Annotated in this window: 22 protein-coding genes; 15 read left to right on the top strand and 7 right to left on the bottom strand. The window is 64.6% G+C overall.

Annotated elements, in window-relative coordinates:
- Positions 1-21: 21 nt before the first annotated feature.
- The 4 genes from BGP02_RS16395 (at position 22) to cobA (ending at position 4,089) form a co-directional block, all read left to right on the top strand.
- Positions 22-738, top strand: a complete 717-nt coding sequence (locus BGP02_RS16395) for a phosphoadenylyl-sulfate reductase (RefSeq protein WP_286798891.1) — start codon at positions 22-24, stop codon at positions 736-738.
- 129 nt (positions 739-867) lie between these two features.
- Positions 868-1,815 (top strand): sulfate adenylyltransferase subunit CysD, encoded by a 948-nt coding sequence (gene cysD, locus BGP02_RS16390; protein ID WP_017235586.1) that lies wholly within the window; start codon positions 868-870, stop codon positions 1,813-1,815.
- A gap of 99 nt (positions 1,816-1,914) precedes the next feature.
- Positions 1,915-3,216: a sulfate adenylyltransferase subunit 1 gene (locus tag BGP02_RS16385; RefSeq protein WP_261939049.1), complete on the top strand. Its 1,302-nt coding sequence runs from the start codon at positions 1,915-1,917 to the stop codon at positions 3,214-3,216.
- A gap of 84 nt (positions 3,217-3,300) precedes the next feature.
- Positions 3,301-4,089, top strand: a complete 789-nt coding sequence (gene cobA, locus BGP02_RS16380) for a uroporphyrinogen-III C-methyltransferase (RefSeq protein WP_130025172.1) — start codon at positions 3,301-3,303, stop codon at positions 4,087-4,089.
- A 121-nt stretch (positions 4,090-4,210) separates the two neighbouring features.
- Here cobA and BGP02_RS16375 read toward each other — a convergent pair whose 3' ends face one another.
- The 3 genes from BGP02_RS16375 to lptF are packed head-to-tail and all read right to left on the bottom strand — an operon-like array spanning position 4,211 to position 6,868.
- The gene (locus tag BGP02_RS16375) at positions 4,211-4,591 is read right to left on the bottom strand and encodes a sirohydrochlorin chelatase (RefSeq protein WP_286798855.1); all 381 of its coding nucleotides are present in this window, start codon (positions 4,589-4,591) and stop codon (positions 4,211-4,213) included.
- A gap of 10 nt (positions 4,592-4,601) precedes the next feature.
- Positions 4,602-5,741: an LPS export ABC transporter permease LptG gene (gene lptG, locus BGP02_RS16370; protein WP_286798854.1), complete on the bottom strand. Its 1,140-nt coding sequence runs from the start codon at positions 5,739-5,741 to the stop codon at positions 4,602-4,604.
- Entirely contained in the window at positions 5,741-6,868 is a 1,128-nt protein-coding gene (lptF, locus tag BGP02_RS16365; RefSeq protein ID WP_017235581.1) for an LPS export ABC transporter permease LptF, read from the bottom strand. The genes lptG and lptF overlap by 1 nt, the downstream gene beginning before the upstream one ends.
- 91 nt (positions 6,869-6,959) lie before the next feature.
- On the opposite strand from lptF, the gene BGP02_RS16360 reads away from it, so the two are divergent.
- Genes BGP02_RS16360 through BGP02_RS16350 form a run of 3 tightly spaced genes read left to right on the top strand, consistent with a single transcriptional unit; the run spans position 6,960 to position 9,240 of the window.
- Positions 6,960-8,471: a leucyl aminopeptidase gene (locus BGP02_RS16360; RefSeq protein WP_268567384.1), complete on the top strand. Its 1,512-nt coding sequence runs from the start codon at positions 6,960-6,962 to the stop codon at positions 8,469-8,471.
- Positions 8,468-8,890 carry a DNA polymerase III subunit chi gene (locus tag BGP02_RS16355; RefSeq protein WP_017235579.1) on the top strand — a complete coding sequence of 141 codons (423 nt, stop codon included), beginning with the start codon at positions 8,468-8,470 and terminating at the stop codon, positions 8,888-8,890. Before BGP02_RS16360 ends, BGP02_RS16355 begins: the two co-directional genes overlap by 4 nt.
- Positions 8,887-9,240, top strand: a complete 354-nt coding sequence (locus tag BGP02_RS16350) for a DUF2486 family protein (protein ID WP_261939046.1) — start codon at positions 8,887-8,889, stop codon at positions 9,238-9,240. Before BGP02_RS16355 ends, BGP02_RS16350 begins: the two co-directional genes overlap by 4 nt.
- An 89-nt stretch (positions 9,241-9,329) precedes the next feature.
- On the opposite strand, the gene BGP02_RS16345 is transcribed toward BGP02_RS16350, so the two are convergent.
- The 3 genes from BGP02_RS16345 to ilvD (BGP02_RS16335) all read right to left on the bottom strand — a co-directional run bounded on the left by BGP02_RS16345 (position 9,330) and on the right by ilvD (BGP02_RS16335) (position 13,716).
- Positions 9,330-9,716: a c-type cytochrome gene (locus tag BGP02_RS16345; protein WP_017235577.1), complete on the bottom strand. Its 387-nt coding sequence runs from the start codon at positions 9,714-9,716 to the stop codon at positions 9,330-9,332.
- A gap of 200 nt (positions 9,717-9,916) precedes the next feature.
- A complete protein-coding gene (ilvD, locus tag BGP02_RS16340) occupies positions 9,917-11,590 on the bottom strand; it encodes a dihydroxy-acid dehydratase (protein WP_261939045.1) in 1,674 nt (557 codons plus the stop codon).
- A gap of 257 nt (positions 11,591-11,847) precedes the next feature.
- Positions 11,848-13,716 (bottom strand): dihydroxy-acid dehydratase, encoded by a 1,869-nt coding sequence (ilvD, locus tag BGP02_RS16335; RefSeq protein WP_286798853.1) that lies wholly within the window; start codon positions 13,714-13,716, stop codon positions 11,848-11,850.
- Between the two features lie 220 nt (positions 13,717-13,936).
- Between ilvD (BGP02_RS16335) and BGP02_RS16330 the strand changes: the two genes are divergently transcribed.
- Positions 13,937-14,884: a LysR family transcriptional regulator gene (locus BGP02_RS16330; protein ID WP_017235574.1), complete on the top strand. Its 948-nt coding sequence runs from the start codon at positions 13,937-13,939 to the stop codon at positions 14,882-14,884.
- Between the two features lie 201 nt (positions 14,885-15,085).
- Positions 15,086-15,976 carry a prolipoprotein diacylglyceryl transferase gene (lgt, locus tag BGP02_RS16325; RefSeq protein ID WP_130025181.1) on the top strand — a complete coding sequence of 297 codons (891 nt, stop codon included), beginning with the start codon at positions 15,086-15,088 and terminating at the stop codon, positions 15,974-15,976.
- 89 nt (positions 15,977-16,065) lie between these two features.
- Here the strand turns inward: lgt and BGP02_RS16320 are convergent, their stop codons facing one another.
- On the bottom strand, positions 16,066-16,737 hold the full coding sequence (locus BGP02_RS16320) for a GntR family transcriptional regulator (protein ID WP_017235572.1): 672 nt from the start codon (positions 16,735-16,737) through the stop codon (positions 16,066-16,068).
- Between the two features lie 340 nt (positions 16,738-17,077).
- Here BGP02_RS16320 and dctP point away from each other — a divergent pair, with 340 nt between their 5' ends.
- The 6 genes from dctP to BGP02_RS16290 all read left to right on the top strand — a co-directional run bounded on the left by dctP (position 17,078) and on the right by BGP02_RS16290 (position 24,192).
- Positions 17,078-18,124: a TRAP transporter substrate-binding protein DctP gene (gene dctP / locus BGP02_RS16315; protein ID WP_286798852.1), complete on the top strand. Its 1,047-nt coding sequence runs from the start codon at positions 17,078-17,080 to the stop codon at positions 18,122-18,124.
- A complete protein-coding gene (locus tag BGP02_RS16310; RefSeq protein WP_017235570.1) occupies positions 18,121-18,711 on the top strand; it encodes a TRAP transporter small permease in 591 nt (196 codons plus the stop codon). Before dctP ends, BGP02_RS16310 begins: the two co-directional genes overlap by 4 nt.
- Positions 18,708-20,051, top strand: coding sequence for a TRAP transporter large permease (locus tag BGP02_RS16305; protein WP_017235569.1), 1,344 nt, complete (start codon positions 18,708-18,710; stop codon positions 20,049-20,051). The genes BGP02_RS16310 and BGP02_RS16305 overlap by 4 nt, the downstream gene beginning before the upstream one ends.
- Positions 20,052-20,164: 113 nt before the next feature.
- Positions 20,165-21,742: a malonyl-CoA decarboxylase domain-containing protein gene (locus tag BGP02_RS16300; protein ID WP_286798851.1), complete on the top strand. Its 1,578-nt coding sequence runs from the start codon at positions 20,165-20,167 to the stop codon at positions 21,740-21,742.
- A 49-nt stretch (positions 21,743-21,791) separates the two neighbouring features.
- Complete coding sequence (locus BGP02_RS16295) at positions 21,792-22,592, top strand: enoyl-CoA hydratase/isomerase family protein (protein ID WP_017232109.1); 801 nt, start codon at positions 21,792-21,794, stop codon at positions 22,590-22,592.
- Between the two features lie 67 nt (positions 22,593-22,659).
- Complete coding sequence (locus BGP02_RS16290) at positions 22,660-24,192, top strand: malonate--CoA ligase (protein WP_017232108.1); 1,533 nt, start codon at positions 22,660-22,662, stop codon at positions 24,190-24,192.
- The last annotated feature ends 101 nt before the right edge of the window (positions 24,193-24,293 follow it).

The following is a 24,293-nucleotide window of genomic DNA, read 5'->3' as shown; positions in this document are numbered from 1 at the left end:
GCCGATGCCGAGCATCAGGACATGGCGCTGCTCGACGAGATGGAAGCCGTGCTGGCCGAGCGCCTCGCGCGCATCGCGGGTTCGCATCGCAACGTGAAGTTTGCCAGCAGTCTGGCCGCTGAAGACATGCTCATTACGCACGTGATTCTGCGCCAGCAACTGCCGATCACCGTCTTCACGCTCAATACCGGGCGTTTGCATGCCGAGACGCTGGGCATGCTCGATCAGATCAAATCGCGCTATGGCTACGACGTCGCGCAGTACGCGCCGCAGGCCGATGCCGTCGAGACGTATGTGGCCGAGCACGGTGCGAATGCGTTCTACGAAAGTGTGGACCTGCGCAAGGCGTGCTGCCAGATTCGCAAGGTCGAGCCGCTGGGCCGCGCGTTGGTCGACGCCGACGCCTGGCTCACCGGCCAGCGACGCGAGCAGTCGGTCACGCGCGAGGAGCTGGCGTTCGCCGAGCACGACGATGCCCGCGGCATCGCCAAGTACAACCCGATCTTCGACTGGACCGAAGCGCAGGTGTGGGCCTATCTGACGGCGCGTGACGTGCCGGTCAACCCGCTGCATGCGCGCGGCTACCCGAGCATCGGCTGCGAGCCGTGTACGCGCGCCATCCGCCCGGGGGAAGACAGCCGCGCCGGGCGCTGGTGGTGGGAGTCGCGCGACAGCAAGGAATGCGGATTGCATGCAAGCAACCTGAGCCAGATCCCGGTGTCCGTGCAGTCGAGCTGAGGCATCGGGCACGGCGCAGGCGGATCAGGCGAACCCGCAAGACATATGACGATGTGACGAGCTCAAGCGGCGACGCATCGTGACGAATCGAATCACGGAAATTTCGGAATCATCAAGGAAGGGAACACTATGGGTGCGATGCACGAAGTCGCGCAAGCCAACGGCTCGCGTATGGATCATCTGGACTGGCTCGAAGCCGAATCGATGTACATCCTGCGCGAGGTCGTGGCGGAGTGCCGCAAACCCGCGCTGCTGTTCTCGGGCGGCAAGGATTCGGTCGTGGTGCTGCACCTGGCGCTCAAGGCCTTTGGTCTTGGCCCGAACCGCAAGACGGTACTGCCGTTCCCGCTCGTCCATATCGACACCGGTCACAACTATCCGGAAGTGATCGAGTTCCGCGATCGTCACGCAAAGGCGCTCGGCGCCGAACTGGTCGTAGGTCACGTGGAAGATTCGATCGAGCGCGGCACGGTCCGCCTGCGTCGCGAGAACGATTCACGCAACGCGGCGCAGGCCGTGACACTGCTCGAAACCATTGCCGAACACGGCTACGACGCCATGATCGGCGGTGCGCGCCGCGACGAAGAGAAGGCTCGCGCAAAAGAGCGCATCTTCTCGTTCCGCGACGAATTCGGTCAGTGGGATCCGAAGGCGCAGCGTCCGGAACTGTGGCACCTGTTCAATGCGCGTCTGCACAAAGGCGAGCACCTGCGCGTGTTCCCGATCTCGAATTGGACCGAACTGGACGTGTGGCAATACATCGCCCGCGAGAACCTCGACCTGCCGTCGATCTACTACGCGCATGAGCGCGAAATCGTGCGTCGCAACGGGTTGCTCGTGCCGGTCACGCCGCTCACGCCGAAGCAGGACGACGAGTCGAGCGAACTGGCGTCGGTGCGCTTCCGTACCGTCGGGGACATCAGTTGCACGTGCCCGGTTGCCAGCGTGGCCGCCAGCCCGGTGGAGATCATTGCCGAGACGGCCGTGACCGACATCACCGAGCGCGGCGCCACCCGCATGGACGATCAGGCATCGGAAGCCGCGATGGAACAGCGCAAAAAGCAGGGCTATTTCTAAGGCGCCGAACCGCCGCCATCCGCCCTAAGTACAGACACATCGGCCCGCCGGGCGCGCAGAGTCGCCGCGCCAGGGGCCACGCAATCGAGTCAAGACATCATGAGCCTCACCCCGCATCTGGAAGACCTCGGCGTGCTGCGTTTCATCACGGCAGGCAGCGTTGACGACGGCAAAAGCACGTTGATCGGCCGTCTGCTGTACGACAGCAAGTCGGTGTTGACCGACCAGCTCTCCGCCATCGCACGCGCCAAGCACAAACGTACCGCCGGCGAAGACATCGACTTCTCGCTGCTCACCGACGGCCTTGAAGCCGAGCGCGAGCAGGGCATTACCATCGACGTCGCCTATCGCTACTTCACGACCGCGCGTCGCAAGTTCATCATCGCCGACACGCCGGGCCACGAGCAGTACACGCGCAACATGGTCACGGGGGCATCGACGGCGCATGCCGCGATCATTCTGGTCGATGCCACGCGCGTGACCGAAGTCGACGGCCACACGGAGTTGCTTGCGCAGACGAAGCGCCACAGTGCCATCGTCAAACTGCTGGGCCTTCAGCACGTCATTGTCGCCATCAACAAGATGGACCTGATCGACTACAGCGAGACAGCGTTCAACGCCATTCGCGCCGCCTATCTGGATCTGGCGCAGCGCCTGGGGCTGGCGGACGTGCGCTTCGTGCCCGTCTCCGCGCTCAAGGGCGACAACATCGTGTACGCGAGCGAGCGCATGCCGTGGTATCAGGACGAACCGTTGCTCGATATGCTCGAATCGCTGCCGGTCGCGCAGTCGGGCGGCGAACTTCGCTTCCCGGTGCAACTGGTGGCGCGTCAGGACGGCGCTCATGCCGACGACTTCCGCGGCTACATGGGGCGCGTGGAATCGGGTTCGGTGCGTGTCGGACAGGCGCTGCGCGTGTTGCCGGCAGGCCGCACGGCGAGCGTCGCCGAGATCATCGGGCCGCGCGGCTTGCTCGAGGAAGCGTTTGCGGGGCAGTGCGTGACGATTCGTCTGACGGAAGACGTGGATGTGTCGCGCGGCGACACGTTGGTGGCGAGCGCCTCGACGCTGGCGCCGTCGCGCAAACTGGCCGCCGACGTGTGCTGGTTCGATGAGGATGCCCTCGCGCCGCAGCGCAAATACCTGCTCAAGCAGGCGACCAGCACGGTGTACGTGAAGGTCGGCAGCGTGGACACGGTGCTCGACGTCAGCACGCTCTTGCACGGCACGGACAAGGCGACCCTCGCCATGAACGACATCGGCCGTGTGCAGTTGAGCTTGCAGAAGCCGGTGGCCGCCGACACCTATGACGCGAACCCGGCCACGGGCGCGTTCGTGTTGATCGACGAAGCCACGCACCACACGGTGGCAGCGGGCATGATCCGCAGCCTCGCGGCGTAAGCGTAAATATTGCGTATTGCGTTACCCGGCGCACGGTCCCCCGGAAGGAGCCAGCGCCAATCCCTCACGAACCATGGCGACATCATGACGGTGACTTCCTCGCAAACCGGTACGGCGCCGGGCAAGGTCTATCTCGTTGGGGCGGGCCCCGGCGCGGCCGATCTGATCACGGTGCGCGGCGCACGACTGTTGGCGCAGGCCGACGTGGTGCTGCACGACGCGCTGGTCGAACCCGAGATGCTGGCGTTGTGCCCGCAGGCCAAGCGCATTGCTGTCGGGAAGCGTTGCGGGAAGCAATCGAGTGCGCAGCACTTCATCAACAAGCAGTTGATTGATCACGCGCGGACCCACGCGCTGGTGGTGCGCTTGAAGGGCGGCGATCCGATGCTGTTCGGTCGCGCCGACGAGGAGTTGCGCGCGCTGGAGGCGGCAGGCATTGCGGTGGAAGTCGTGCCCGGCATTACAGCGGCGCTGGCCAGTGCGGCAGCGCTGGGGCGTTCGCTGACGCTGCGCGGCGTGTCCCGCAGTGTGGCCTTCGCCACGCAAAGCCGTGCGCCCGAGTCGGCCGAGATCGCGGCGCAGGCGTCGGCCGATTCGCTCGTCTATTACATGGGACGAGACAGTGCCCAGCGCATTGCAGTGGAATTGATCGCGGCCGGCAAGCCCGCAGCGACACCCGTGGCGATCGTGGAGGCCGCAACGACATCGCGCGAGCGACGCGTGCGCCTTACGCTGGACGATGTTCGCCAAGGGTTGGCGGCGTCGTGGTTCGACGCGTCGCAGCCGAGTGTCCTGCTCATCGGCGAGGCGTTCGCACATGCGGATGCCGCGTCGTTGCACGAGTGGGCAACGCAGGCGGCGATGGCGGCCTGACGGCGAGCGTCAGTCAGCGTCATTGGTGCCGGTAAAGGTTTACGCAAAACGGCGTCACAGTTCACCCTGTGACGCCGTTTTCTCATTCTGGCGATGCCCTGCCGAGATGAGGCGATTTCCCTCAGCCGCCGTCCATCATCCTGCCGCAATAGTCGGCGAGGGCGTCGAGCACTGTGTCGTCCTCGCCGATGGCGGCGCTCACGCGCAAGTCGAGCTGGGGATGGGCGGCGCGGCAAGCGTCGGCGAGCGCCGGAAGATCACGCCTCACGTGGCCACCCTGGCCCAAAAAGACCGGCACCAACGTGATATCGAACGTTCCCTGCGATGTCATGGTCGCCACGGCGTCGCCGAGGTTCGGCGTCATCAGTTCAAGAAAGGCTAGCTGAACGTCGGCGTCGGGACGCCGGGCGCTCAGCTTGTCGCGCAGACGCTCGAACGGTTCGGCCCAGCGCGGGTCGCGGGATCCGTGGGCGAACAGGACGATGCCGGGTTTGCTGGACATGATCGGCGGCTCAGTGTTTATCGACCCAGCGCAACGCCGCGATGGCGAGCACCAGATAGAGTAACGACGGTAACGCGGCGGTGAACCACGCCGGCCAGGTGTTGAGCAAGCCCAGGTGCGAGAACAGGTTGTTGATCAACTGGAAGCTCATGCCGAGCATGATCCCGCCGAACACCTTCAGGCCGATGGCCCCGGCGCGCGCGTGCAAGTAAGCGAACGGCAGCGCCAGCGCCATCATCACAAAGACGGCGAACGGGTACAGCAGCTTCTGCCAGAGCGCGAGACTGTAGCGGTCGGTGTTCTGCTGGTTTTCCTTCAGATGGCCGATGTAGCTGTAAAGACTGCCGATGGCCATGTTGTCGGGCGAGACCATCAACACGGACAGGATCTGCGGTGTGAGTTCCGAGCGCATCTGCACCGTGGCGATATGCACCTGCTTGCTCTGCACCAGGGCGCGCAGCGGATCGGTGCCGGCCGCGGCGTCGTTCGTTGCGCTGAAGACCGTTTCGGACACGTCTGTCAGCTTCCAGAAGTTTGGCGCTTCGAACTGCCCCAGCTTGGCCAGTCGCACGCTGTCGAGACGCAACTTGTCGTCGAATTCGTAAATGCGAACGTTGGCAATGGTGTTGTCGGGATTGAGCGTGCCGACATTGATGAAGCGGGTGAGGCGCGAGCCGTCCTGATCGACGGTGTCCTTGACCCAGACACCCGAGCGAAACCCTGCCGAGACCGAACTGCCCAGCGCTTCGAGACGAATCTTCTGCGCGAGTTGCTCGGCATTCGGTGCGACGTACTCGCCAATGACGAAGGTGATCAGCACGATCGGGAAACCGATTTTCAGCAACGAGCGCAACGCCTGACCGGTCGAGAGCCCCGAGACGCGGAAGATCGTGAACTCCGAGTTGCCCGCCAGTTGTGCGCAGACATAGATGGCGGCAATGAGCGCGGCGACCGGAATGATTTCGTACATGCGCTGCGGCGCGAACAGCAGCACGTAGGCGAGGGCATGCTGGAAGCGGTATCCCCCACGGCCGACGTCGCCCAGTTCGCTCACCAGGTCGAAGAAGACGAACAGACCGACGAACGCGAGCAGCACGAACAGGAACGCCAGATAGATCTGGCGAGCAAAGTATTTCTCATAGATGCGCATCAGCGAATCCCTCCCGATGCAGGCATCCCGCCGGACCGGCTGAGACGACGACGTCCGAACAGCCCACGGAAGCGCACGCGGCGCAGGTAAAGCAGCACGATGACAACCATGGCGAGCGCGTGCAACAACCACACGCCGATGGCGAGCGGCATGCGCTCTTGCGCCACCCACGCCTGCGAGAGGCTCAGCAGGTTGGTGTACGCGAGGTAAATGAGCACGGCCATGATCAGGTTGACGGTGCGGCCGTGGCGCGGGTTTTGATAGGCCAGCGGCACGGCGAGCAACACCAGCGCGAGCGCGAGCAGCGGCAGGCCGATACGCCAGACGATCTCGCCGCGGAAGATCGGGTTCTGGATCTCACGGAACAGGCGCAGGGTCGGCACCCCCTTGGTCGGGGTGTTGTCGGTTGGCGCGGCTGCCGGGTTGTCGATCTTCACGCCATAGCGCTCGAACTCCATCACACGGTAATCGGGCTGGCCGGGCACGCCATCGTAGCGACGGCCCTTTTCCAGCACGATGTAGCGATTGCCGTCCTTGGCCGTTTCGATATGCCCCTCTTTCGAGACGACTACGCTGACCTTGCCGTTCTCGGTGCCGGAGACGAAAACGTTGTGCACCTTGGTCGCGTCCGGCGAAACGGTCTCGACAAAGAACACCCGGTGGCTCGCGGCGCTTTCGCGGAACTGGCCCGGCGCGATCATCGAGACGTCGTCGCGTTGGGCGAAGCGGGCTTCGAGCGCGGAGATCTGCTGGTTCGCCCACGGCCAGGCCACGAGTGCGCAGAATGTGATCACGGCCAGATAGGGCGTGGCAAAGCGCAGCACCGGCTTGACGAAGTGGGTGATCGACAGGCCCGAGGCGAACCACACGACCATTTCCGAGTCGCGGTACCAGCGGGTGAGCACGAACAGAATCGAGACGAACAGCGTCACGATCAGAATGATGGCCAGGTAGCCGATCACGGCCAGGCCGATGAGCACGAGGACGTCGCGCGGGTCGGCTTTCCCGGACGCGGCGAAGCCCAGGATGCGGATCATCATCGTGGTGAGCATGACGGTGATCAGCACCATGAAGACGGCCCCGGCGGTGTAGTTCAGCTCGCGCTGCAGGGAACGCTGAAAAATCATGTGATGGCGATTGGGGTGCTCTCGCGGTTGGGCGAGCGGGGAAAAAAGCGGATAATTGCGGATCGTACGAATTTTACCCGAGGAAAGCGCGATGGACTTTAGCACAAAAGCCTTCGATTCGACCAAGGCCGGTCAGGCCGGCCTTGCCAACGCCAAGACGGAGTGTCTGGTGGTCGGTGTGTTCGAGCAACAGCCGCTCGCGGGGCTCGCCAAGGCGCTGGACGTCGTCAGCAAGGGCCTGCTCGCCCGCATGGTCAAGCGTGGCGAACTCGATGGCAAGCTCGGCAGCACGCTGATGCTGCATGAGGTCGCCGGATGGAGCCAGGCACGTGTGCTGTTCGTCGGTCTGGGCCGCGAAGACCAGTTCTCGCCCAAGGGCTTCAACGAAGCCGCGCGCGCCGCCGCGCGCGCGGTGCTGGCGTCGCGTGCGTCCGATGCCATCTGGACACTGCCGCAAGCCGCGGTGGCCAAGCGGGACACCGCCTGGGCCGTGTGCGCCTCGATCCTCGCCCTGCGCGAGGCGACCTACCGTTTCACACAGATGAAGAGCAAGGCCGAGCCGGCCAACACTGCGCTGCGCAAGGTGCTCTTCGCGGTGGCGCCCGAGGACCTGAAGGCGGCCAAGGTCGCGGCCAGGCACGGCGAGGCGATCGCCAACGGCATGGCGCTCACCAAGGACCTGGGCAACCTGCCGGGCAACGTCTGCACGCCGACCTATCTGGCCGATACGGCCCGCAAGCTCGCGCGCGAGTTCAAGCTCAAGGCCGACATCCTCGGGCCGAAGCAGATCGAAGCGCTCAAGATGGGCTCGTTCCTGTCGGTCGCCCGGGGGTCGGTGCAGCCGCCGCAGTTCATCGTGCTCAAGTACGAAGGTGGCGCCGCCAAGCAGGCCCCGATCGTGCTGGTCGGCAAGGGCGTGACGTTCGACTCGGGCGGCATCTCGATCAAGCCCGGTGAAGGCATGGACGAGATGAAGTACGACATGTGCGGCGCGGCCTCTGTGCTCGGAACGATGCGTGCCGTCGCCGAGATGGGCCTCAAGCTCAACGTCATCGCCATCGTGCCGGCCACGGAGAACATGCCGGGCGGGCGTGCGACGAAGCCGGGCGACGTGGTGACCAGCATGTCCGGCCAGACGATCGAAGTGCTCAACACCGATGCCGAAGGCCGCCTGATCCTGTGCGACGCGCTCACCTATGCCGAGCGTTTCAAGCCGGCCGCCGTGATCGACGTCGCCACGCTCACGGGCGCCTGCATCATCGCGCTTGGTCACGTGAACACGGGTCTCTTCTCGAAGAGCGACGCGCTCGCCGACGAACTGCTCGCGGCAGGTCGCACGGCGGGCGACACGGCTTGGCGTTTGCCGGTCGAGGAGGAGTATCAGGAGCAGCTCAAGTCGAACTTCGCCGACATGGCGAACATCGGCGGGCGCCCGGCCGGCAGCGTGACGGCAGCCTGCTTCCTGTCGCGCTTTACCGAGAAGTATGAATGGGCCCACCTCGACATCGCCGGCACGGCATGGAAGAGCGGGGCGGCCAAGGGGGCGACGGGGCGTCCGGTGCCGTTGCTTACGCAATTCCTGATCGATCGCGAAGCCCGGTGACGCGCGTCGACTTCCACACGCACGTGGCGAACCGGCTCGATTACGCGTGCCGGTTCGCGCGCAAGGTCTACGGCGCCGGACAAACGCTCGTGGTCGTCGGTGAGCCCGACGTGCTGCGCGCGTTCGACCAGACGCTGTGGACGTTCTCGCCGCTCGAATTCGTGCCGCATTGCTTCACCCAGGACCCGCTTGCCCCGCAGACACCCGTCGTGCTGGCCGCCCTCGATGAAGAGGTGCAGCATCATCAGGTGCTGCTGAATCTGGCGGGCAGCGTGCCGACGCACTTCGCACGCTTCGAACGCGTGGTCGAGATCGTGGGCGACACGCCGGACGAATTGTCCGGTGCGCGCGAACGCTATCGTTTCTACCGCGATCGCGGCTACACCCTCAACAATTACGACCAGAGAGGCGGATCGTGACGAATGAGCCCGAGCGCACGGACCCCGGCATTCCCACGCTGACCGAAGTGCTCGCCCCCGGGGAGGCAACGCCGGTGCCGGATCCTGACCCGGCACCGGTGGCAGCCGAGCTGGGTGTGCCGGCCGATGTCGCGGTGTTTGCCGAGCGTGTGAGTGCCCGGCTCACGCTGCAACTGGCCGATGAAATCACGACGATGGTGGAGCGCCGCTGTCACGACGCACTGATCGATCAGACGTCCTGGCTGGTGCAACTGATCGGCAAGCAGGTCGCCGACGCTTTGCAAGCGCAATTGCCGGACCGAATCCGGCAGGCGGTGATCGAAGAGGTCGCGAAGCAGGTTCGTTCGTAGCGCTCGAGGGGCGGTGGTTGCCGACGGGCCATGCTGTAACGCGCAGCAACGCTTACGGCCGTGCATCCGAGGCCTCAGTGCCCGACGCCTCAATGTCCGAGGCCAAGAATCCAGCGTGCCAGACGGCTCGCCTCGCCCGGGGCGAGCTGTGGGCTGGCGGGCATCGGAATACTTCCCCATTTACCGCGACTGCCGTCCGCAATGGTTCGTGCAAGATCGGCGGCGGCGCCAGGCTGACCTTCGTAACGTTTGGCAATGTCCCGGTAGGACGGCGCGAGCAACGTCCGGTCGACGGCGTGGCAGGTCATGCAATTGCGCTCGCGGGCGAGCTTTTCCATGGCTTGGGCGTTTTGCGTGTATTGCGCCCCCGTGGCCGACGGCGACGGCGGGGTTGTCTGCGCGAGAGCAGCGCCCGCCGCGATCAACAGCCACGCACCGACCATCGCCCCGGCAGACTTGCCGTTGCTTGCCTTCATTCGATACTCCCCGATCGTTCACAGATCCCGATGCGGGGCTGCGTGAGTTGGACGTCCATGGGTGACGACGTTGGGCAGGCGCATCGATGCGCCATTATAAGGCGGCGCGCACAATGCGCGACTCGGCACAAAGGTGCATGAAAAAACGGCACCGTGGCCAGGGAGGCAAGCGGTGCCGTTCGTGCGTTCCAACGTCAAGGTCAGCCCGTGACCGCCCCCTTGTTGGCCGGTTGTGCCAGTGCGGCATACTTTGCCATGACGCCCCGGGTATAACGAGGCGCGGGCGCCTTCCACGCGGCGCGACGCCTTGCCAGTTCATCGTCCGGCACATTCAGTTGCAGCAGCAGCTTGTGCGCGTCGATGGTGATCGAGTCGCCTTCGTGCACGAGGGCAATCGTGCCGCCCACGAACGCTTCGGGCGCCACGTGCCCGACGACCATGCCCCACGTGCCGCCCGAGAATCGGCCATCGGTAATGAAGCCGACCGTCTCGCCGAGTCCCTTGCCGATGATTGCCGACGTCGGCGCGAGCATCTCCGGCATGCCCGGGCCACCCTTCGGGCCGAGGTAGCGAAGCACGAGGACGTCGCCCGCCTGGATCCTGTCGGCGAGGATCGCGTCCATCGCACTTTGCTCGTCATCGAACACGCGCGCCGGGCCGGTGATGACCGGATTCTTCAGGCCCGTGATCTTCGCGACGGCGCCATCTTCCGCCAGATTGCCCTTGAGGATCGCGAGATGCCCTTCCTTGTAGAGTGCCTTGTCGATGGGGAAGATCACATGCTGGTCGGCACGCGGCACCGACGGCACGTCCTTGAGTTCTTCCGCGAGGGTCCTGCCCGTGATCGTCATGCAATCGCCGTGCAGCAGGCCGGCGTCGAGCAGGATCTTGAGCACTTGCGGAATGCCACCGGCCTTGTGCAGGTCTGTCGCCACGTACTTGCCCGACGGCTTCAGGTCGCACAGGACCGGCACGCGCTCGCGAATGCGCTCGAAGTCGTCGATGCTCCAGTCGATGTCGGCAGCGTGCGCGATAGCGAGATAGTGCAGCACTGCGTTGGTGGAACCGCCCGTGGCCATGATGAGCGCCACTGCATTTTCGATGGACTTGCGCGTGATGATGTCGCGTGGCTTGAGATCTTTCTTGACCGCTTCGATCAGCACGCGCGCCGATTCGGCCGCCGAGTCGACCTTTTCCTGATCGGGGTTGGCCATCGTCGACGAATACAGCAACGACATGCCCAGCGCCTCGAACGACGAACTCATCGTGTTGGCCGTGTACATGCCCCCGCACGACCCGGTCGACGGACACGCATTCTTCTCGATGCCCTTGAAATCGGCCTCGGTCATGCGCCCGGCGGTGAATTCGCCCACGGCCTCGAACGACGAGACGATGGTGAGATCCTTGCCCTTCCAGTTGCCCGGCTTGATGGTGCCGCCGTAGACATAGATGCCCGGCACGTTGATGCGCGCCAGCGCGATCATGCCGCCCGGCATGTTCTTGTCGCAGCCGCCGATCACGACCACGCCGTCCATCCACTGCCCCTGCACGGCGGTCTCGATGCAGTCGGCAATGACTTCGCGCGAGACGAGCGAGTACTTCATGCCCTCCGTGCCCATCGACATGCCGTCGGAAATAGTGGGAGTGCCGAACGTCTGCGGATTGGCCTGATGGGTCTTGATGGCGTCGACGGCGGCGTCTGCCAGCCGCTGCAGCCCTGCGTTGCACGGGGTGATCGTCGAATGGCCGTTGGCCACGCCGATCATCGGATTGTCGAAGTCTTCTTCCTTGTAGCCCAGCGCATAGTACATCGAGCGGTTGGGCGAACGGGCCACGCCTTGCGTGACGTTTCGCGAACGACGGTTGAATGCCATGACGGTCTCCTGTGGGGATGCACCACGCCACACGCTACCGCAGCGTCGCGCACAAGCGTTGTTGTATCACGCTGTCATGCCGGCGGTACGCCCGTCGTCCGGGTGCGCCGCTCAAGGGCATTGCTGCTTCACTACTGCGTCACTTTACGTCAAGTCCTGCGCGGGAGCCGCCGCACGCGACGGCTCCCGTGATTCACGCCGATCGCATCGATCGCACCGACCACTTCAATCGGCGCTTTCGTTGCGCATTCTTTGCGTTATCCGCGCTTGCCCAGCTTCAGTTGCGACAGGTCGCGCACCGCGCCGCGGTCGGCTGAGGTGGCCAGCGCGGCGTACGCTTGCAGTGCTTGCGACACCGCACGCTCGCGATTCGCCGGCTGCCATGCCTGGTCGCCACGGGCTTGCATGGCGGCGCGGCGGCGCGCCAGTTCGTCGTCGGACACGGCCAGATGCATCTTGCGCTGGGTGATGTCGATTTCGATCACGTCACCGTCTTCCACCAGACCGATGATGCCGCCTTCGGCCGCTTCCGGCGAGGCGTGGCCGATCACCAGACCCGACGAACCGCCCGAGAACCGGCCGTCCGTGAACAGGGCGCACGTCTTGCCCAGCCCCTTCGATTTCAGGTACGACGTCGGGTACAGCATTTCCTGCATGCCCGGGCCGCCTTTCGGGCCTTCGTAGCGGATCACGACCACGTCACCCGGCTGGACCTGATCGCCCAGGATGCCGTCGACGGCATCGTCCTGGCTTTCGTACACGCGCGCACGGCCCGTGAACACCCACTGCGATTCGTCGACGCCGGCCGTCTTCACGATACAGCCCTTCTCGGCGAGGTTGCCGTACAGCACGGCCAGGCCGCCGTCCTTCGTATAGGCGTGTTCCTTGTCGCGGATACATCCGGTTTCCCGGTTCAGATCGAGCGAGGGATAGACCGACGACTGGCTGAAGGCGATGGTCGTGGGCACACCGCCGGGGGCGGCGCTGTAGAACGTGTGCGCCTTGTCGCCCGCGTCGGCGGCCACATCCCACTGCGCGATGGCGATGCCGAGCGTGCCGCTGTGCACGTTGCCGCAAGACGTATCGAGCAGCCCGCCGCGCGCGAGTTCACCCAGAATGCCGATGATGCCGCCCGCACGGTGCACGTCTTCAATGTGGTATTTGTCGGTCGCCGGGGCCGCCTTGCACAGGCAGGGAACCTTGCGCGAGATGCGGTCGATGTCGGCCATCTTGAAGTCGACGCCGGCTTCCTGCGCGGCGGCGAGCAGGTGCAGCACCGTGTTGGTCGAACCGCCCATCGCCACGTCGAGCGCCATGGCGTTTTCGAACGCTGCCTTGGTCGCGATGTTGCGCGGCAGCACCGAGGCGTCGTCTTCCTGGTAATAGCGACGGCACAGATCGACCACGAGACGGCCGGCCTGTTCGAACAGCCCGCGGCGCCAGGCGTGCGTGGCGACGATGGTGCCGTTGCCCGGCAACGCGAGACCAATGGCTTCGGTCAGGCAGTTCATCGAGTTGGCGGTGAACATGCCCGAGCACGAACCGCACGTCGGGCAGGCGCTGCGCTCGATTTCCGCGACTTCGGCGTCGCTCACTTTCGGGTCGGCTGCCTTGATCATGGCGTCGATCAGGTCGATCTTGGCGATGACCTGGCCGTCGCCATTCTTGACCTTGCCCGCTTCCATCGGGCCGCCCGAGACGAACACGACCGGAATGTTCAGGCGCATGGCGGCCATGAGCATGCCCGGGGTGATCTTGTCGCAGTTCGAGATGCAGACCATGGCATCGGCGCAGTGCGCGTTGACCATGTATTCCACCGAGTCGGCAATCAGCTCGCGCGACGGCAGCGAGTACAGCATGCCGCCGTGACCCATGGCGATGCCGTCGTCCACGGCGATGGTATTGAATTCCTTGGCTACACCGCCGGCCGCTTCGATCTCCTTGGCGACCACAGCGCCCAGATCGCGCAGGTGCACGTGACCCGGCACGAATTGCGTGAAGGAGTTGACCACGGCGATGATCGGCTTGCCGAAGTCGTCGTCTTTCATGCCGGTGGCGCGCCACAGGGCGCGGGCGCCGGCCATGTTGCGGCCGTGGGTCGAGGTGCGGGAACGGTATTGAGGCATGGTCGTCTCTGGAACGCTGTGCTTGTGGGATGAACGAATACGCGGCCGCCAGGCGACATTCGGTCTGAATTCGCTCTGGATTCGGTCTGGACTTGCGCGTGGCTGGGCGAAGCTGCCATGGCCGCGCGGCACGTCAGCGTCGGCCGGGCATCAAGATTCGTCTTTCCTTGAATGCTTGTCAAATATATTATTTGACTCGGATTGAGTCGAAAAACATATCATGGATCTACGTCAACTCAGGTACTTCGTCGCGGTGGCCGAAGAGCGGCATTTCGGCCGTGCGGCCCAGCGTCTGTCGATGACCCAGCCCCCGCTCTCGCAGCAGATCCGGGCGCTGGAGGCGTCGTTGGGGGCCCCGCTTTTCGTGCGGACCAACCGGTCGGTGGAGCTGACGGCCGTGGGCCGGCAACTACTGCCCGAGGTACGGCGCATTCTGGCGGACGCCGACGCGCTGCCCGCGTTCGCACAGGGGCTGGCGCATGGGGAGGTCGGCACGCTCTCGCTAGGCTTCGTCTCCACGGCGGACTATGGCATTCTGCCGCCGCTGCTGCGCGAGTTCGGCGAGCGCTATCCGCGCGTGCGTCTGCAACTGCTCGAAGCGACGAGCGACGTGCAAGTCGAGGCGCTCATGGATGGACGCATCGACGCCGGCCTCTTCATCCCGCCGGTGCCTGCCCGTTACGCCAACGAACTGTCCTATCTGCCGATCGTGCGCGAACCGCTGATGCTGGCGTTGCCGGCCGGGCGGGGCATGGCTGCCGGCGACGACACCGCTGCCGACGCCCAGCCGGGCGCCCCGGTCAGTCTGGCCGACTTTGCCGACGAGCCGCTCGTCATCTTCCCACGGCGCGTGGCGCCGGCGTTCTACGACATCATCATGGGCTGCTACGCCGCACTTGGCCTCACGCCGCGCGTGGGGCAGGAGGCCATTCAAATGCAGACCATCGTGAGCCTGGTGTCGGCGGGCATGGGCGTGGCCCTGGTGCCGCAATCGCTGTGCCATCTGCGCCGCACCGGCGTGACCTATCGCGCGCTGCGCGAGACGAGCACCCTCATCGAGACGGGCCTGCTCTGGCGTACGGCCGAAGTCACCCCTGTCCTCGAAGGATTTCTCGAAACGGCGCGCGCGGTGGCCCATACCCCACCGGGGGCAACGCTGACGAACTGAAGGTCGCTGTGATTGGCGGTGCCCGCCAGGCCGCCGCGATAGGGGGCGCTCGTGGTATTGTGCTGCCCATCCCAACGCCTGCCGGTTCAGTTGCCCAGGCGAGCTGTCGCTGGCGTGCCACTCGACGGCAGCAATGGGTTGCCTTGACAGCGCATCCGCCCTCCGACGGAACTTTTGTTCACGAATCGATTCTTCTGATCCATGCTGATTCATCCTCAATTCGACCCGGTCGCGATTCATCTCGGCCCGCTCGCCATCCGCTGGTACGGCCTGATGTACCTGGTCGGCTTCATTCTGTTCCTGGTCGTGGGGCGCGTGCGCGTGCGCCAGCCGTCCATCGCCGCGCAAGGCTGGAAGGTGCAGGATCTCGACGACATGCTGTTCTATGGCGTGCTCGGGGTGATTCTTGGCGGACGTCTCGGCTACGTGCTCTTCTATAAGCCGGCGTTTTATCTGGCGAATCCGATCGACATCTTCAAGGTGTGGGAAGGCGGCATGTCGTTCCACGGCGGGTTCCTTGGCGTGCTCGTCGCGATGTGGCTGTTCACTCGCCGTCGTGGCCATTCGCTGCTTGAAGGCACCGATCTCATCGCACCGATGATCCCGCTGGGGCTCGCTGCCGGTCGTCTGGGCAACTTCATCAACGGGGAATTGTGGGGACGCGTGACGTCACCCGATTCGCGCTTCGCAATGTTGTTCCCGCAATCGGCGGGCGAAGACGTTCAGTGGGCGATGGCGCATCCGCAGGCGATGGCCGATCAGGCGATGGCGGCGGTGTTCGCGCAATTCCACGGGCTGCCCCGCTATCCGTCGCAGTTGTTCGAATTCGCGCTCGAAGGCGTGGCGCTGTTCCTGCTGTTGTGGTTCTTCGCGCGACGCGCGCGCCCAGTGGGCGCGGTGTCCGCCATGTTCCTGGTGGGCTACGGCGTCTTCCGCTTCCTCGCGGAATTCACGCGTGAGCCCGATGCGTTCCTCGGCTTGCTCTCGTTCGGGCTGTCGATGGGCCAATGGCTGTCGATGCCGATGATCGTCGCGGGCGTCATCATGCTCGTATGGGCGTATCGCCGCCGGCCAGCGCGGTCTCGCGCCTAAGGCGTCGGCAGGCGCTGCGCCATAGAGAATCAGCCAACGGGCCGCCGGAGACGTTTCCTCCGGCGGCCCGTTGGCTTTTGGGGCAAGCTTCAGCTCGCCTTGCGCTCGAGCGCGCGCAATGAGGCCATCAGATCAGCGAAGCGCTCGCCCTGCACGGTGACGTGGCCGCGAAGCCGTTCCGATGCCGCGTCGGCATCGCCCGCTTCAATGGCGCGGAACACGGCGTCATGTTCGGAGAACGATTGGTTCGGCCGGTCGCGTACGCGCAGTTGCAAGCGGCGGTACACGCGCAGTCGTCGGTGCAGCTGCAACGCCGTTTCCTGAAGATAGGTGTTGTGACTGGCCTGATAAATCAACGCGTGGAAATGCGCGTTGACTTCGTAATAAGTGTCGATGTCCCGCGCCTCGGCCGCCGCCCGGCTGGCCTCGTGCGTCTCGCGCAATTCGGCCAGTTCCTCTTCGGTGATGCGGCGCGCGGCGAGGCGCCCGCACATCGATTCGAGTTCCGCCATCACTTCGAACATCTCGCATAAGCGCTGCGGGTCGATCTGCGCGACCACGGCGCCCCGGCGAGGACGAATCTCGATGACCCCCGACGACGCCAATTGAATCAATGCCTCGCGCAGGGGCGTGCGCGACACGCCGAACGCGCTCGCCAGTTCAACTTCGTCGAGACGCATGCCGGGCGGGTACTCGCCCACGGCAATCTTCTCCTCGATCGCCTGGCGTAGCGCTTCCGATCGCTTCGGTTTTACGGTCATGACGCTCTCGCTGGGTTGTGTTTCGGTCCCGTCGCACGGGGCTCAATCGGATTCATGGTTGTCAAAGTAACGCTTGAAGCCCGCCTTGAAGATCGGGGTATACGCCGAAAATGTATTATTTTGATGGTCAATTTGTATACACCATGCTGGATTGACTATACGATTTCATCCCGAGAGCGGCAACTCGCGCACTCGAAATACCAAAAATCAAAGCAGTCATCCGTACATGCAGTGCCGGCGAACCGGTGGTGCACCCGCGGCGGGAAGCAAAACCCGCAGCGGGCGATGTCAGGCACCGGGCTTCGCTGGTTCACCACTGACAGAAGTGACAGGAGACGCCATGGAGACAAATCATTCCCCGCTGCGGCGGCAACTCATGCTCGGTGCCGCATCGGCACTCGCCACCGGCGGCTTGGCCAGCCCATGGGGCAACGCATTCGCGCAGTCCGGCCCGCTCAAGATTTCCCATCAATTCCCCGGCGGCACGCTCACCGAAGGCGACTTCCGCGATCGGCTCTGCCGCAAGTTCGCGCAGGAAGTCGAGACGCGCACCCACGGCGCGCTGAAGTTTCAGGTCTATCCGGGCAGTTCGCTCATGAAGACTAATGCGCAGTTCTCGGCGCTGCGTCGCGGAGCCCTTGATCTTTCGCTCTATCCGCTGCCCTATGCCGGGGGCGAAGTCCGCGAACTCAACATCGGGCTGATGCCGGGGCTGGTGACGTCCTATGCGCAGGGCGCTGCGTGGCGCCACGGCGAGATCGGCAAGGTGCTCACCGATGTGCTGGCGGAGAAGAACGTCGTGATCGTGAGCTGGGTCTGGCAGGCAGGCGGCGTTGCGAGCCGCGCCAAGCCGCTCGTTTCGCCTGACGACGCCAAGGGGCTCAAGGTGCGCGGCGGCAGCCGCGAGATGGACATGATGCTCAAAGAGGCCGGCGCGGCCGTCATTTCGCTGCCGTCGAACGAACTCTACGCCGCCATGCAGACGGGCGCGATGGACGCGGCGATGACTTCGTCGACGAGCCTGATGTCGTTCCGTCTCGAAGAGGTATCGAAGCATCTGACCACCGGGCGCAACAAGTCGTATTGGTTCATGCTCGAACCGCTGTTGATGTCGAAGCAGGTCTTCGACAAGCTGCCCAAGGACCAACAGCAGGCGATCCTGCAAGTGGGGGCGGAACTTGAGTCGTTCGGCACCGAAGCCGCCAAGGCCGACGATGCGCAGATCGCCAGCGTCTATACCAAGGCCGGCGCGAAGGTCTACGACCTCGACGAGGCAACGGTGATGAAGTGGCGCGACATCGCACGACGCACCGCGTGGAAGGACTACGCGGGCCGATCCGACACCTGCGCGAAACTGCTCGCGCTCGCCCAGCAGGTGCCTGCATGAGTGGGGCCGCCGTGAGCGCGGAACCGGCGGCGGCACGCACTCGCCTGCTGCGGCGGCTCGACGCCCTGTTACAGGGCGTGAGTCGTCTGCTCATGGTCGTGTGCATGTTGGCGCTGGTCGGGGCCGCGCTCGTACTCAGTTACAGCGTGTTCGCGCGGCACGTGCTCAAGCTCGCCACCGACTGGCAGGACGAAGCCGCTGTGTTCCTGCTGGTCGGCGCGACCTTCGTCTCAGCCGCGCATGTGCAGCATTTGCGTGGGCACATCGGCATCGAAGCGATCACGACCTTGCTCTCGCCGCGCGTGAACCGGGTGCGGCGCTGGTGCGTGGACATGGTCTCGTTCGCTTTCTGCGGCTTTTTCGCATGGAAGTCGTGGACGCTGTTCTGGGAAGCCTATGTCGATGGCCAGACGAGCAGTTCGACGTGGGGGCCGCCCCTGTCGATTCCGTATGGCCTGATGGCCTTCGGCATGACGTTGCTCACGGTGCAATTGCTGTTGCAAGTGGCGATTGGCGCCGGCGAAATGGGAAAACCTGCGGGCCATGACGCACCGCTCGGATCGGATCGTACGGGAGGGCATGCATGAGCGAACTCGGTATCGGATTGCTCTATGGTGGCGCGACGCTCGTCGCCATGTTCTCGGGCATGCCCATCGCATTTGCCCTGGGGGCCGTGGCGGTGGCGTTCATGCTCGGCTTCATGCCGGTCTCGTCGCTCGATACGATCACGCAGAACGTCTATGAGGAGATGGCGAGCATTACGCTGCTTTCGATTCCGCTGTTCATTCTGAAGGGGGCCGCCATCGGCAAGTCACGCGCGGGCCAGGACCTCTATCTGGCATTGCACGCGTGGATGCGCCGGATTCCGGGCGGTCTGGGCATCGCCAATGTGTTCGCCTGCGGGCTGTTCGCCGCGATGGCCGGATCGAGCCCGGCGACGTGCTCCGCGATCGGCAGTGCAGGGATTCCGGAGATGCGCCAGCGCGGCTATTCGCCGGGATTCGCCGCGGGGATCATCGCGGCGGGCGGAACGCTGGGCATTCTGCTTCCGCCGTCGATCACGATGATTCTCTACGCGGTGGCCGCAGAGCAGTCGCTCGGGCGGCTGTTCCTCGCCGGAATCGTGCCCGCGCTGCTGCTGGTGGGGCTTTTCTCTTGCTACGCGGCGTGGCGCTACCGACACGAGTATGCGCGCGCGCAAGTGGCCCTCGCCCGCGACGGCACGCCGTCGCCGTTCCCGAGCGAGCCGCCGGCCACGATGCGCGAGAAGCTGGCGCTGTTGCCGCGCGTGCTGCCGTTCGTGACGCTGCTCATCGGCGTGATGGCGGCGCTCTACGGCGGCTATGCCACGCCGTCGGAGACGGCTGGCCTCGGCGGCCTGCTCGCGATCGGGCTCATCGCCGTGATTTATCGGATGTGGAACCCGCGTCAGCTTGCGCCGATTCTGACCGGCACGTTGCGCGAGTCGACCATGCTCATGTTCATCATCGGCATGTCGCTGCTTTATTCGTACGTAATGAGCTATCTGCACATCAGCCAGTCGGCGGCGCAATGGATCGTGGGGCTGCATTTGTCGCGCTGGGTGCTGCTCACGGCCATTCTGCTGATGGTGGTCGTGCTCGGCTTCTTCCTGCCGCCGGTAAGCATCATCCTGATGACCGCGCCGATCATTCTGCCGCCGCTGCGGGCCGCCGGCTTCGACCTGGTGTGGTTCGGCGTGGTGATGACGATCGTCATGGAATTGGGGTTGATTCATCCGCCCGTAGGACTCAACATCTTCGTCATCAAGAATACGGCGCCCGACATTGCGTTGCGCGACATCGTGTGGGGCGTGATGCCGTTTGTGGTGTTGATGGTGCTGGCCGTGGTCCTCATTTGTGCGTTGCCCGGCTTGTCGCTGTGGTTGCCGGATCGACTGATGGGATGAGAGCGCTTTCACGAAATGCGGCAATATTCGCTGGAGGGTGCGTCATCGCGGTATAGCCGGTGTGCTTGCCTACCCGGGCGCAATGTCAGGAAGCCATGAAGGATGAGCCAATCATGTCAGCCATGTCCGTTCCCGTCTCGTTGAGTCCGTCGGAGATGGACTCAACGATGGCCGCGTCGTCTACCGCGATGGCCTCGTCCTCGCCATCCGCGTCGTCGCCTTCCCAACCGGGGCGGGGCACGCCCGAGACCGTGTCTGACGTGAGCGCGCCGGTACCGTCGCCCAAGCCGTCGCTCGGGGCGCGCCTGGGACAGTGGTTCGGCCGCGGCGGCGGTAAATCGGGGGGGCACGGCGGCGGGCCGAAAGACGGCAAGGACGGTAAAGGGAGCGCCAAGGTCACGCCGGCAACGCTGTCGCCGCGTGCGCAGAGCGCGCTGCGGCGGCAGTTGACGCTGTGCCTGGCGGCGCGGCTGACGGACTCCGCCGCCAACGACGCCGCGCGCGATTTCATGACGCGCTACACAGCGGCGTCGCCCGACACGCAACTGGCGCTGCTCGCGGTCGTCGCCGACGCTTGTGCGAGCGACGGCTCCCCGGGGGCCGAGGTCGGCAGGGACGGCGACGGTGCCAGTGCCAGACGCGCGGCCGGCGGTTTGGCCGGTGCACTCGGCAGTGCGCGTGTGCGCTTTCTCAAGCGCTTCAATGCGCTGCCCGATGGCCTGCCGTTCCTCGTGCGCTGGCGCGCCGACATGCTGGAACACCGCGCGGTGTTGCCCGGACTCGCGGCGCTCGAAGAGGATCTCGGCAGTCTCTTTTCGACATGGTTCGACGTCGGACTGCTGGAATTGCATCCGATCACGTGGGATTCGCCGGCGTCGCTGCTCGAAAAGCTCATGCGCTACGAAGCGGTGCATGAGATTTCGTCGTGGGCGGATCTGCGCAACCGGCTCGATTCTGATCGGCGTTGCTATGCGTTCTTTCATCCGCGCATGCCGCGCGAGCCGCTGATCTTCGTTGAAGTGGCGTTTGTGCCCGAGATGGCCGCCGACGTGCATTCGCTGCTCGACGAGAAGGCGCCGCTCGAGGATCTGCGTCGCGTGCGCTGGGCGATCTTCTATTCGATCTCGAACACGCAGCCCGGCCTGCGCGGGGTGAGCTTCGGCAACTTCCTGCTCAAGCGCGTGATCGACGAACTGCAAGTCGATTTTCCGAAGCTGCGCAATTTCGCGACGCTCTCGCCGATTCCGGGGTTCAACGACTGGCTCAAGTCGCTGTCGACCCTGGCGCTTGTGCAAGTGCTTGGCCCAAAGCGCGCGAAACTGCTGGGGCAGGAGGGGGCGCCGGCGCCCGATGTCTCCGGCGCGCAGATGGTGGCGTGGTTGCAGGCCTCTGCCGAGCGCAAGGGCGCGCAAGCATCGCAGCGCAGTCTTGGCGAAGCGCTGGCCGCGTACTATCTGGCGCGCGAAACCGTGCGGGGACAGCCGCGTGATCCGGTTGCGCGGTTCCATCTGGGCAACGGCGCGCGCGTGGAGCGCATCAACTGGCATGCCGATCTTTCGAAGAAGGGCGCGAAGCAGTCGTGCGGCATGATGGTCAATTATCTTTACGAGCCCGACGAACTCGACGCCAACCTTCAACGTCTCATCGACGGCGAACCCGCCCTTGGACGCGCCGTGGCGAGGCTGCTCTGAACATGACGACGCTTTGGTATGCAAACCAGTATCTACGCCCATCAACCGCATGGAGGAACGCGTGAGTGAAGTCCTGCGCGATGATCGTTCGCTTGACGACGGATGGGTCACGCTGACGCTGTCGAATCCCGGCAAGCTCAATGCGATTTCGGTCGCCATGTGGCGTGCCCTGCGCGCGCATCTGCAAGCGCTCGACGAGGACGCGCGCGTGCGCGCCATCGTTATTCGCGGGGCGAAAGGTCACTTCGCGGCCGGCGCCGATATCGAAGAGTTTCCGCTCGAGCGCGGCAGCTACGACGCGCTGCGGCGCTATCACGGCGAGGTCATCGGGCCGACGCTCGACGCCTTGGCACATTGCCGGCATCCGAGCGTCGCGCTGATCGAGGGGGTGTGCGTGGGCGGCGGCCTGGAGATCGCGGCGCATTGCGACTTGCGCATTGCCGGGGAGGGCGCTCGTTTCGGCGTGCCGATCAACAAGCTCGGCTTTCCAATGGCGCCCGGCGAACTGCGCGGCGTGCTCGCCCTGGCAGGCCGCGCGACAACGCTCGAAATCTTGCTGGAGGGGCGCGTCTTTGGCGCGGCGGAGGCGCGCGAGAAAGGACTGCTTACGCGCGTGGTGGCCGACGACGCGGTGGAACACGAGGGCTATGCGTGCGCGCGGCGTCTCGCCGCCGGCGCGCCGTTGGCCGCCCAACTGAACAAATGGCTGATCGCCCGGTTGGCACCGACCGTGCCGCCGTTGTCCGAGGCCGAATGGCAAAATGCGTTTTCGTATTGGGATTCGCACGATCACCGCGAAGGGGTGGCGGCATTCCTCGAGAAGCGCCCGCCTGACTTTTTGGGGCGGTGAGCGACGCCACGTCGTCGCTGCTTTTTTTCCAGTCAACGCATCCACTGTTTCAAATCCGGTTCTGTTTATGACGCAAGACACCAATCTCTACCGACTTTTTGCCGAGCGTTTTCCCGCCGATAAATCGGCGTGCGCGATCGAGACGCCCGAAGGGCTCTATTACAGTTGGGACGACGTCGAGCGCGCGAGCGCTCGCATGGCGAACCTGCTCGCGAGTCTCGACCTGACACCTGGCGCACGTATTGCCGTGCAGGTCGAAAAGTCGCCGGAGGCGCTGCTGCTCTACCTCGCCACCTTGCGCGCGGGGTTCGTGTATCTGCCGCTGAATACGGCATATCGCGAGGGCGAGATCGCTTACTTCGTCGAGAACGCCGCGCCGGATGTCGTGGTGTGCAGTCCGGCAAATTTCGGCTGGGTGTCGAAGGTTGCGTTCACTAACGGTGCGAAGCACGTCTATACGCTCGGCGACGATCGTACGGGTTCGCTGCTGGAGCGCGCGGCGTGGTTCGACGACTCCTTCGAGACGGTGCCGCGTGCGCCAGATGATCTCGCCGCCATTCTGTACACGTCGGGCACGACGGGCCGCAGCAAGGGGGCCATGCTCTCTCACGGCAACCTCGCGAGCAACGCGCGCGTGTTGCACGAGTTCTGGGGATGGGGCGAGCGCGAGGGCGGCGACGTGCTGCTGCACGCGCTGCCGATTTTCCACGTGCACGGGTTGTTCGTCGCGAGCCATGCGGCGCTGTATTCCGGCAGCAAGATGATCTGGATGACGAAGTTCGATGCACGTGAAGTGCTGCATCAACTTTCGCGTGCCACGGTGTTCATGGGCGTGCCGACGTATTACGTCCGGTTGCTGGCGGAGGCGGGGCTCGATCGCGAGGCGTGTCGCAACATGCGGCTGTTCATTTCTGGCTCGGCACCGCTGTTGAGCGAGACGTTCGACGCCTTCCGCGAGCGCACCGGCCATACGATTCTGGAGCGTTACGGCATGTCCGAGACGGTCATGCTCATCTCGAACCCGTATCGCGGCGATGCGGCGAGCGTGCGCCGCGCGGGTACGGTTGGCGTGCCGCTGCCGGGGGTGACGGTACGCGTGGTCGGCGACGACGCACAGCCATGCGGGTCGGGCGAGATCGGTCACATCCAGGTCAAGGGGCCGAACGTGTTTGCCGGCTACTGGCGCATGCCGGAGAAGACCGCAGAAGAGTTCACCGACGACGGCTTCTTCAAGACGGGCGACGTTGGAAAGTTCGATGAGCAGGGCTATGTGCACATCGTCGGTCGCTCGAAGGATCTCATCATCTCGGGCGGCTACAACGTTTATCCGAAGGAAATCGAGGGCTTCATCGACGAGATGGACGGCGTGGCCGAGTCGGCGGTGATTGGCGTTCCGCACCCGGACTTCGGTGAGGCGGTGGTGGCCGTCATCGTGCCGCGCGACGGTGCAAAGGCACCCGACGAACGAACGGTCATCGACACGCTCAAGCAGCGTATCGCCAACTTCAAGGTGCCCAAGCGTGTGCACGTCGTCGCCGAATTGCCGCGCAATACGATGGGCAAGGTGCAAAAGAACTTGCTGCGTGAGCGCTTCAAGTAAGCGCGATGCAGCATCGCGCGTCGGTCATCCAATATTGAACGTAAAAGAATGCCGCCCTCGACGGGGCGGCATGATAACTCACCTAACAACGTGCGGGCCCG

The organism is Pandoraea sp. 64-18 (assembly GCF_001899225.1).
GTDB lineage: Bacteria > Pseudomonadota > Gammaproteobacteria > Burkholderiales > Burkholderiaceae > Pandoraea > Pandoraea cepalis.
This window is presented reverse-complemented; position numbering and strand designations above follow the sequence as displayed.

Bases quoted from the DNA above. Each gene is read 5' to 3' on its own strand.
- BGP02_RS16395 (WP_286798891.1), top strand. From the start codon at position 22: ATGGCGCTGCTCGACGAGATGGAAGCCGTGCTGGCCGAGCGCCTCGCG.
- cysD (WP_017235586.1), top strand. From the start codon at position 868: ATGGGTGCGATGCACGAAGTCGCGCAAGCCAACGGCTCGCGTATGGAT.
- BGP02_RS16385 (WP_261939049.1), top strand. From the start codon at position 1,915: ATGAGCCTCACCCCGCATCTGGAAGACCTCGGCGTGCTGCGTTTCATC.
- cobA (WP_130025172.1), top strand. From the start codon at position 3,301: ATGACGGTGACTTCCTCGCAAACCGGTACGGCGCCGGGCAAGGTCTAT.
- BGP02_RS16375 (WP_286798855.1), bottom strand. From the start codon at position 4,591: ATGTCCAGCAAACCCGGCATCGTCCTGTTCGCCCACGGATCCCGCGAC.
- lptG (WP_286798854.1), bottom strand. From the start codon at position 5,741: ATGCGCATCTATGAGAAATACTTTGCTCGCCAGATCTATCTGGCGTTC.
- lptF (WP_017235581.1), bottom strand. From the start codon at position 6,868: ATGATTTTTCAGCGTTCCCTGCAGCGCGAGCTGAACTACACCGCCGGG.
- BGP02_RS16360 (WP_268567384.1), top strand. From the start codon at position 6,960: ATGGACTTTAGCACAAAAGCCTTCGATTCGACCAAGGCCGGTCAGGCC.
- BGP02_RS16345 (WP_017235577.1), bottom strand. From the start codon at position 9,716: ATGAAGGCAAGCAACGGCAAGTCTGCCGGGGCGATGGTCGGTGCGTGG.
- ilvD (WP_261939045.1), bottom strand. From the start codon at position 11,590: ATGGCATTCAACCGTCGTTCGCGAAACGTCACGCAAGGCGTGGCCCGT.
- ilvD (WP_286798853.1), bottom strand. From the start codon at position 13,716: ATGCCTCAATACCGTTCCCGCACCTCGACCCACGGCCGCAACATGGCC.
- BGP02_RS16330 (WP_017235574.1), top strand. From the start codon at position 13,937: ATGGATCTACGTCAACTCAGGTACTTCGTCGCGGTGGCCGAAGAGCGG.
- lgt (WP_130025181.1), top strand. From the start codon at position 15,086: ATGCTGATTCATCCTCAATTCGACCCGGTCGCGATTCATCTCGGCCCG.
- BGP02_RS16320 (WP_017235572.1), bottom strand. From the start codon at position 16,737: ATGACCGTAAAACCGAAGCGATCGGAAGCGCTACGCCAGGCGATCGAG.
- dctP (WP_286798852.1), top strand. From the start codon at position 17,078: ATGGAGACAAATCATTCCCCGCTGCGGCGGCAACTCATGCTCGGTGCC.
- BGP02_RS16310 (WP_017235570.1), top strand. From the start codon at position 18,121: ATGAGTGGGGCCGCCGTGAGCGCGGAACCGGCGGCGGCACGCACTCGC.
- BGP02_RS16305 (WP_017235569.1), top strand. From the start codon at position 18,708: ATGAGCGAACTCGGTATCGGATTGCTCTATGGTGGCGCGACGCTCGTC.
- BGP02_RS16300 (WP_286798851.1), top strand. From the start codon at position 20,165: ATGTCAGCCATGTCCGTTCCCGTCTCGTTGAGTCCGTCGGAGATGGAC.
- BGP02_RS16295 (WP_017232109.1), top strand. From the start codon at position 21,792: ATGGAGGAACGCGTGAGTGAAGTCCTGCGCGATGATCGTTCGCTTGAC.
- BGP02_RS16290 (WP_017232108.1), top strand. From the start codon at position 22,660: ATGACGCAAGACACCAATCTCTACCGACTTTTTGCCGAGCGTTTTCCC.